The 7,788-nt window shown below is 72.7% G+C and carries 7 protein-coding genes; 5 read left to right on the plus strand and 2 right to left on the minus strand.

Annotated elements, in window-relative coordinates; all coding sequences use genetic code 11:
* Positions 1-155: 155 nt before the first annotated feature.
* The gene (locus ACWGJB_RS44420) at positions 156-1,616 is read right to left on the minus strand and encodes a hypothetical protein (RefSeq protein ID WP_453385732.1); all 1,461 of its coding nucleotides are present in this window, start codon (positions 1,614-1,616) and stop codon (positions 156-158) included.
* Between the two features lie 255 nt (positions 1,617-1,871).
* Between ACWGJB_RS44420 and ACWGJB_RS44425 the strand changes: the two genes are divergently transcribed.
* Positions 1,872-2,276, plus strand: a complete 405-nt coding sequence (locus ACWGJB_RS44425; RefSeq protein ID WP_453385733.1) for a hypothetical protein — start codon at positions 1,872-1,874, stop codon at positions 2,274-2,276.
* 36 nt (positions 2,277-2,312) lie between these two features.
* Positions 2,313-3,185 (plus strand): spermidine synthase, encoded by an 873-nt coding sequence (locus ACWGJB_RS44430; RefSeq protein WP_453385734.1) that lies wholly within the window; start codon positions 2,313-2,315, stop codon positions 3,183-3,185.
* A gap of 114 nt (positions 3,186-3,299) precedes the next feature.
* Here the strand turns inward: ACWGJB_RS44430 and ACWGJB_RS44435 are convergent, their stop codons facing one another.
* A complete protein-coding gene (locus ACWGJB_RS44435) occupies positions 3,300-3,818 on the minus strand; it encodes a hypothetical protein (protein WP_453385735.1) in 519 nt (172 codons plus the stop codon).
* Between the two features lie 98 nt (positions 3,819-3,916).
* On the opposite strand from ACWGJB_RS44435, the gene ACWGJB_RS44440 reads away from it, so the two are divergent.
* From ACWGJB_RS44440 to ACWGJB_RS44450, 3 genes are all read left to right on the plus strand, one after another.
* Entirely contained in the window at positions 3,917-4,627 is a 711-nt protein-coding gene (locus ACWGJB_RS44440) for a response regulator transcription factor (protein WP_453385736.1), read from the plus strand.
* Positions 4,624-6,051, plus strand: a complete 1,428-nt coding sequence (locus tag ACWGJB_RS44445) for a sensor histidine kinase (protein WP_453385737.1) — start codon at positions 4,624-4,626, stop codon at positions 6,049-6,051. Before ACWGJB_RS44440 ends, ACWGJB_RS44445 begins: the two co-directional genes overlap by 4 nt.
* Before the next feature lie 132 nt (positions 6,052-6,183).
* Positions 6,184-7,650: a glycoside hydrolase family 18 protein gene (locus tag ACWGJB_RS44450; RefSeq protein WP_453385738.1), complete on the plus strand. Its 1,467-nt coding sequence runs from the start codon at positions 6,184-6,186 to the stop codon at positions 7,648-7,650.
* Positions 7,651-7,788 lie beyond the last annotated feature (138 nt).

The following is a 7,788-nucleotide window of genomic DNA, read 5'->3' on the forward strand; positions in this document are numbered from 1 at the left end:
GGGCGGGGGCGCGTACCGGCGCCGGCAGGGTGCCCGCGGCTACAGCGCCCCTTCAGGGGCGCGGGGCCGTATCAGATATGCGGCTACCGCCGCGTGGGCGCGACCAGCCCCCACGCACCCGCAGCCGCACGACCACCTGTCGACCCCCGTCGGCCCTACACAACCCGCGGAGTCGACGCGTGCCGGTCCAGGAACGCCTGGACCCCGCTCGCCCGGCGGTGCGGCAGCAGCACCCGCGCCGTACCCGCCAGCATCCCCTGGATCCGTGACGACTGGACCTGGTCCAGCAGGTCCAGGACCCGCAGCCCCGCCCGCGCCGCCTCGTCGGGACGTCCCCCACGGGCGAGGTCGTCCGCGAGCTCCGCCGTGTACAGCGCGATGTTCCTCGTGAAGTGCGGATCCTGCAGCTCGGCGGCCCTGCGCGCATGCTGTGAGGCCCGCCGCCAGTCGCCCAGCATGGACCAGCACTGCGCCTCCAGGCCCTCCAGCTCGGCCTCCCCGTAGAAGCTCATCCACTCGGGGTCGGCGTCCGAGTGGCCCCGCTCGAAGAGGGCCTGCGCCCGGACCAGGGCCTGCTCACAGCCGGTGCGGTCGGCGAGCCCGGCCCAGCCGCCCGCCTCGCGCAGCGCGAGCAGGGACATCAGGCGGGCCGAGCCCAACGGCCGGCCGACCCGCTGCGCGGCCTGTGCCGCGCGCACCGCCTCCCGCGGCCGCCCGGCGTCCCGCGCCAGGAACGCCGTGTTGCAGAAGGCGTGCGCCTCCAGCCCCGGGTCTCCGGTCATCCGCGCCGTAGCCAGCGCCTCCGCGTAGTGCGAGCGGGCGTCGTCGAAGCGGCCGGAGTCATGGGCCAGCCAGCCCACCGAGATGGCCAGTTCACCGGCGCCCGAGTGCAGGCGGTCGGCGGTTGTCTGCCGGGTCGCGCCGGCGTCCAGCAGCGCGTACGCCGCGCGCAGCGGAGCCGCCGCGCGCCGGTACAGTCCGTCCGCGCCGTGCCGGTCGTCGAGCAGCCGGATCCGGCGTACGGCCTCCTCCAGGGCGGCCGCGTGCGAGGACCCGGCACGGTGTACCGGCCGGTTCGCCGCCACGGCGTCGATGGTGGACCCCAGGGGGGCCAGCGTGGCGGCGGCCACCGTGGCGCCTCCGCCGGTCATGAATAGGCGACGCAGCACGTCGCTCTCCTCGTAGTTGTCGTGCGTCTCGTACGTGTCCTGCGGTTGAAACCTGTCCTGCGGCTGAAACCCGCCCTTCGGGTCATACGGCTCGATGGCCCCTTGCGTCTCACCTCTCACGAGTGCGAGGGGCGTGTCCTCGGGCGGCCGTGCCCCGCGTCCGCGGACGGACGAGCGGGGCGCGAAGCCGAGGTCGGCGAGCGTGCGACCGGGGAACATGTGCAGGAACACCCGTTCGTACGCATAGTTCGGGCAGCGGATCTCACCCGCCTCGACCCGGCCGATGTAGCGCGCGTCACAGCTCACCCGCTCGCCGATCTCGCGGGCGGCACGCCGGACCAGCGCGGCGAACTCGGCCGGCGAATGCCGGCCGCGCAGCTGCCGGAAGGCGTGGTTCGGCCGTACCGGCCGATCGGGCTGCGACGAGGTCGTGGTTGACGACGCCATGGCCGGGTCCTCTCGTGCGAACCGTCGAACCATGCCGGACTCGTGATGAGTTGTCCGAGTGGACCCCTGATTCCGGCGGGCAAGAACGTACCTGCTGTGTTGGGTCCGTGACGCTGGGTTTAGCTACAAACCGGATATCTCATGCATGATCTGCCATGAACTGCCATCCTTTGCGGCTGACTTCCGCCGTAGCCGTTGACGCGGTGGCGCGTTGGAGGTCATGGACTGCAAGAGGGCTGCGCGGTGGAGGCCGGGATGGAGACCAGCCAGAGCAACGATCCTTGTACGCCGTCGACGACTTCGGCGGCAGACGATGCGGGATGCGACCTCGTGACGGTGCCGGCCCGGCAGGGCCTGGAGGCCGTCGACATCCTGCGCCGGGGGGCCGGGGACGCGGTGGGGCCGGTGCTCCACGACGACGGGGGCGGCACCCTCGGCTTCGTGGTGCCGGCCGGTACGGCGGCGGGCTGGGACGTCCCCGGCAGCACCTGCACCGGGACCGACGGGCGCGGCCTGCGGCTCAACCCCGAGCCGCCGGTCGAGGGCTCCGACTGGCTGCTGCCGCCCGGCGAGGCCGACCCCGCGACGGACCCGGCGGTGCTGCGCCGGGCGCTCGGGGAGGCGGCCCGGCTGATCGAGGTGGCGGACAGCTGCTGCTGAATTTCCGGTACGGCCGCTGCCTGCGAAAATGGCGGAATGGGCAAGTCCAGGAACTCACGGCGCCGGTCGGCTGCCGCCGCCGAGGCCGTTGTCGAGCCGGTGGACGGCGGCCTCGCCCAGCTCATCCCCGACCCCGAGCGCGGCCGAGCCTGGACCCTGCTCATCGACGGCGCCCCCCAGTCGCACGTCGACCTCGACGACCCGGCGTACCTCTCCTTCGAGTACCAGCGCCGCCTCGGCCATGTGATCGACCTGGTCGCACCGCCGGGCAGACCGGTGCAGGTGGTGCACCTCGGGGGCGGGGCGTTCACGCTGGCGCGGTACGTCGCGGCGACCCGGCCCCGGTCCACGCAGCAGATCGTCGAACGGGACGCGGCCCTCGTCCAACTGGTCCGGCGGGAGCTGCCGTTGGATCCGAACGCGCGGATACGGGTGCGCTCCGTGGACGCCCGGGAGGGGCTGGGCAAGGTGCCGGAGGGGTGGGCGGACCTGGTCATAGCGGATGTGTTCAGCGGGGCGCGCACACCGGCGCACCTGACGTCCACGGAGTTCCTGGACGAGGTCCGGAGAGTCCTGCGGCCGGGGGGTGCCTACGCGGCGAACCTCGCGGACGGGCCGCCGCTCGTGCACTTGAGGGGGCAGATCGCCACGGTGGCGGCGCGGTTCGCGGAGGTCGCGGTGGTGGCGGACGCGGGGGTGTGGCGGGGGAAGCGGTTCGGCAACGCGGTGCTGGTGGCAGCCGACGTACAGCTGCCGGTCGGGGAGCTGACCCGGCGCTGTGCATCCGACTCCCACCCTGGGCGGGTCGAACACGGGCGGGCGTTGCGGGACTTCACCGGTGGGGCGATCGCCGTGACGGATGCGGTGGCTGTGGCTTCGCCTTCTCCGCCGCCATCCGTATTTCGTTGATTCTGCGGGTGGGCGGGGGCTGGTCGGCGCCCACGCGGCGGTAGCCGCACATTGATACTGCCCCGCGCACCTGAAGGGGCGCTTCGGACAGGGCTTCTCGGCAAGCGTGGGGTCTCAGTAGGTCTCGACCTGCACGTGCGGTGGGCCGTCGTGCCATGTGCAGAACACCGACACCCGGTCCGTGCTCCTGCTGAACTCGATGCGGATCCAGGACTCCGTCTTCCAGACCTGCATCGACCATCCCGTTCCCGGCGTCGCCGAGACGAGGGTCGCGCTCGTGTCGCCCAGGTCGAAGACCGCCCGGCCGCCGTCCGTGTCGTAGGCCTTGACCTCGCCGGACGCGGTGGCGGACGGGGCCGGGGTGGCCGTCGGGGTGCGGGAGGGCGTCGGAGTGGGGGTCGCCGACGGGCGGCGAGAGGCGGTGGGTGAGGGACTCGGTGGGCGGGACGTGGCCTGCGCCAGCGGTTTGGAACCCTGCGTCGTCGGGTCGTCGTCCGCCGCCGTGATGGGCAGGGCGCGCGGCGGGTCGTAGGCCGTGCCCGCCATCACCGTGTGGACGCCCCACCACGACAGCGTGACCGCCGCGCCCGTGGCGAGCAGCCAAGCCAGTACGTGTACGAGTCCTCTGCGCATCGCGGGCCATACTGCCCCAGGCGTACCGCCGTGCGCACTCGACCCGAGTTATCCACAGGCTCGGACCGGCGCCTGCCGCATGGCGTACGGTGCGGCGCATGGCAAGTGTGCTCGTGGTCGAGGACGACCAGTTCGTCCGCTCGGCGCTCATCCGGCATCTCACCGACGCCTCGCACACCGTGCGCAGCGTCGGTACGGCACTGGAGGCGCTGCGCGAGGTCGCCCATTTCCGCTTCGACGTGGTCGTCCTGGACCTCGGACTGCCGGACCTGGACGGCTCCGAGGCCCTGAAGATGCTGCGCGGGATCACCGACGTGCCGGTGATCATCGCCACCGCCCGGGACGACGAGACGGAGATCGTCCGGCTGCTCAACGCCGGAGCGGACGACTACCTGACGAAGCCGTTCTCCGTCGAGCATCTGTCCGCGCGGATGTCCGCCGTGCTGCGCCGGGCGCGGTCGGGCGGCGGCGAGGTGGCGCCGTCCAGTGTGCTGCGGGTCGGCGGGCTGACCGTCGATCCGCTGCGCCGGCAGGCCGAGTTGGACGGGGTGCGGCTGGATCTCACCCGGCGCGAGTTCGATCTGCTGGCCTTTCTGGCCGGGCGGCCCGGGGTCGTCGTAGCGCGCAAGGAGCTCCTTGCGGAGGTCTGGCAGCAGTCCTACGGGGACGACCAGACCATCGACGTGCATTTGTCCTGGCTGCGGCGGAAGTTGGGGGAGACGGCGGCCCAGCCGCAGTATCTGCACACACTTCGGGGAGTCGGTGTGAAGCTGGAGCCGCCGGGCGGGGAAGCGAGGCCGGTCGGATGAGATGGGCACTGGTCAAGGTCTGTCTGGCGGTCACCGCGATGGTCGTGGTCGCCTTCGCGGTCCCGCTCGGCCTGGTCGTCGAGGAGATGGCCCGGGACCGTGCCTTCTCCAACGCCGAGCGGGAGGCGGCCGCCGTCGCCCCCGCCCTGTCCATCACCACCGACCGGGACAAGCTGGAGCGGGTGGTGGCCTCGGCCGGCGCCGACCGGGGCATGGCCGTGCACATACCCGCGTCCGGAGACGGTGCCGCCGTCGACATCGGCCGGCAGCGCGCCGCCGACCGGGACATCGCGACCGTACGGAAGCTGGGGCGTGCCTCCACGACCGGGGTGGCGGGCGGCTCCACCCTGTTGCAGCCCGTGGCGCTCGGCTCCGGTGCCATCGCGGTCGTCGAGGTGTACGTCCCCGAGTCCGAGGTGACCAACGGCGTCTCCACGGCCTGGGCGGTGCTCGCAGCCGTCGGCCTGGCGCTGGTCGTCGGCTCGGTCGCCGTCGCCGACCGGCTGGGTGTACGGATGGTGCAGCCCGCCCAGCGACTGGTCGAGGGCGCGCACGAGCTGGGCGAGGGCAAGCTGGGGTCGCGGGTGCCCGAGGAAGGGCCGACCGAACTGCGGCTGGCGGCGGCCGCGTTCAACTCGATGGCCGACCAGGTCGTACAACTCCTCGCGAACGAAAGGGAGCTGGCCGCCGATCTGTCGCACCGCCTGCGCACCCCGCTCACCGTGCTCCGCCTCAACGCGGCCTCGCTCGGGGACGGGCCGGCCGCCGAGCAGACCCGGGCCGCCGTCGCCCAGCTGGAGCGGGAGGTCGACACCATCATCCGGACCGCCCGGGAGGCCAAGCCGCAGACGGCGGCCGCCGGGCCGGGCGCCGGGTGCGACGCGGCCGAGGTGGTGCGGGAGCGGATGGGGTTCTGGTCGGCGCTCGCGGAGGACGAGGGGCGCAAGTGGCGGGTGGCCGGTGTCGACCGGCCGGTACGCATACCGGTGGCCCGCGCCGACCTGGCCGCGGCACTGGACGCACTGCTCGGCAATGTCTTCCGGCACACCGCCGAGGGCACCGCCTTCGCGGTCGACGTGCACAACGGGGACGACGCGGTCATCGTGCTGGTCTCCGACGCCGGGCACGGCATCCGGGACCCGGAGGCGGCGATGGCCCGGGGGCGGGGTTCCGGGGCGGCCGGGTCGACCGGGCTCGGCCTGGACATCGTGCGCCGGCTCGCCGAGTCGACCGGCGGGGACGTGCGGATCGGCTCGTCGGTCCTCGGCGGGACCGAGGTGCGGATCTGGATCCAGCTGGACGGTGGGAAGCCGGAGCGGAAGGGGCACCGGGGGGCGGTGCGCAGGCGCCGTTCGCGCAGGCAGTCGGGGGAGGCGGGCAGGCGAGGTACCGGGGAGATCAAGAAAATTGGTCTCGACCTTTAATCGGTCCCGATCCCTTCCTTAAGCGCACCCTAAGATCCGCAACGCCCGTACCTATCAGGCCGTTTGTCCGAATCCGGGTCGCTAGCGTGCTGCCGCACCCCCCCCATTCGGCAGGCGAAGGCAGGCACGCGCATGAGCACGCACCGGCGCAGCATCAGTGGCAGGAACAAGGCGATAGGCGGTCTGGTCGCGGCGGCCGTGGTCGGTGGCGGGGCGATCCTGTTCACCGGTATCGCGCAGGCGGCCGGGGCCGGCGCCGCGTACACCAAGACCAGCGACTGGTCGACCGGGTACACCGCGCAGTACGTCGTGACGAACAACAGCGGTGCCACGGAGAAGGACTGGACGCTGGAGTTCGACCTGCCGACCGGCGCGAAGCTCAGCTCGCTGTGGAATGCCGAGTACACCGTCAGCGGTCAGCACGTCACCGTGAAGCCGCCGAAGTGGGACACGGACGGCCTCGCGGCCGACGAGTCGGTCACCGTCGGCTTCGTGGTCAACGGCAGCGGGGACCCGACCGGTTGCCGTATCGACAACGCGAGCTGTTCGGCGGACGGCACGGCGACCCCGGAGCCCAGCGGCCGCCCGACGCAGTCCACCCAGCCGACCCCGACCCCGACCGCCACGGCCTCTGCCACCTCCACCCCCACCCCGACGGCGACCCCCACCGCGTCGCCCACCCAGAGCACCGGCACCGGCACCGCCACCTCCGCCGGCTTCGCCCCGTACGTCGACACCTCTCTCTACCCGGCGTTCGACCTCCTGGCGGCCGCCGACGCGACCGGTGTGAAGAACTACAACCTCGCCTTCGTCACCGACGGCGGCGGCTGCACGCCCAAGTGGGGCGGGGTGACGGACCTGGCAAGCGACGGCGTGGCGTCCCAGATCGGCGCCCTGCGCGCCAAGGGCGGTGACGTCCGGGTCTCCTTCGGCGGCGCCTCCGGCTCGGAACTCGCGACCACCTGCTCCTCGGCGGACGCGCTGGCTGCGGCGTACGGAAAGGCCGTGGACGCCTACAACCTGACCAAGGTCGACTTCGACGTGGAGGGCGGTGCGCTGCCCAACACCACGGCCAACACCAACCGCGCGAAGGCCATTGCCAAGCTCCAGGCGAGCCACCCGAACCTGGACGTCTCCTTCACCCTTCCGGTCATGCCGGAGGGCCTCACCCAGGACGGCGTGAACCTGCTCGCCGACGCCAAGGCCAACGGCGTGAAGATCAGCACCGTCAACATCATGGCGATGGACTACGGCGCCTCGTACAACGGCGACATGGGCACCTACGCCACCCAGGCCGCCACCGCCACCCAGGCCCAGGTCAAGAGCGTGCTCGGGCTCTCGGACCAGGCCGCCTGGAAGACGGTGGCCGTCACCCCGATGATCGGCGTCAACGACGTCTCCACCGAGGTCTTCAAGGTGGACGACGCCACCCAGCTCGTCGACTTCGCCAAGTCCAAGGGCCTCGGCGGGCTGTCGATGTGGTCCGCCACCCGCGACAAGCAGTGCGCCGGCGGCACCAAGCCCACCGCCGACGCCACCTGCAGCTCGATCACCCAGGACAAGGACGCCTTCGCGAAGGCGTTCGCAGCGATCGGCTGACCGCGACCGCGATCACCATCCGCATCGACAACCGTGACACACCTGCGGGGGGGGGGCGGGGGGTCCGCGGCCGGCCCCCCGCGCGCGCCGCCGCGGGCCCCCCCCCGCCCGCCCTCGCCCCGGCCGCCCGCCCCCCCG

This window comes from Streptomyces sp. NPDC054813, from assembly GCF_053611365.1.

What these genes read in the sequence shown, in the direction of transcription:
- ACWGJB_RS44425 (WP_453385733.1), top strand. Translation starts at nt 1,872, where the DNA reads ATGGAGACCAGCCAGAGCAACGATCCTTGTACGCCGTCGACGACTTCG.
- ACWGJB_RS44445 (WP_453385737.1), top strand. Translation starts at nt 4,624, where the DNA reads ATGAGATGGGCACTGGTCAAGGTCTGTCTGGCGGTCACCGCGATGGTC.
- ACWGJB_RS44450 (WP_453385738.1), top strand. Translation starts at nt 6,184, where the DNA reads ATGAGCACGCACCGGCGCAGCATCAGTGGCAGGAACAAGGCGATAGGC.
- ACWGJB_RS44420 (WP_453385732.1), bottom strand. Translation starts at nt 1,616, where the DNA reads ATGGCGTCGTCAACCACGACCTCGTCGCAGCCCGATCGGCCGGTACGG.
- ACWGJB_RS44435 (WP_453385735.1), bottom strand. Translation starts at nt 3,818, where the DNA reads ATGCGCAGAGGACTCGTACACGTACTGGCTTGGCTGCTCGCCACGGGC.
- ACWGJB_RS44440 (WP_453385736.1), top strand. Translation starts at nt 3,917, where the DNA reads ATGGCAAGTGTGCTCGTGGTCGAGGACGACCAGTTCGTCCGCTCGGCG.
- ACWGJB_RS44430 (WP_453385734.1), top strand. Translation starts at nt 2,313, where the DNA reads ATGGGCAAGTCCAGGAACTCACGGCGCCGGTCGGCTGCCGCCGCCGAG.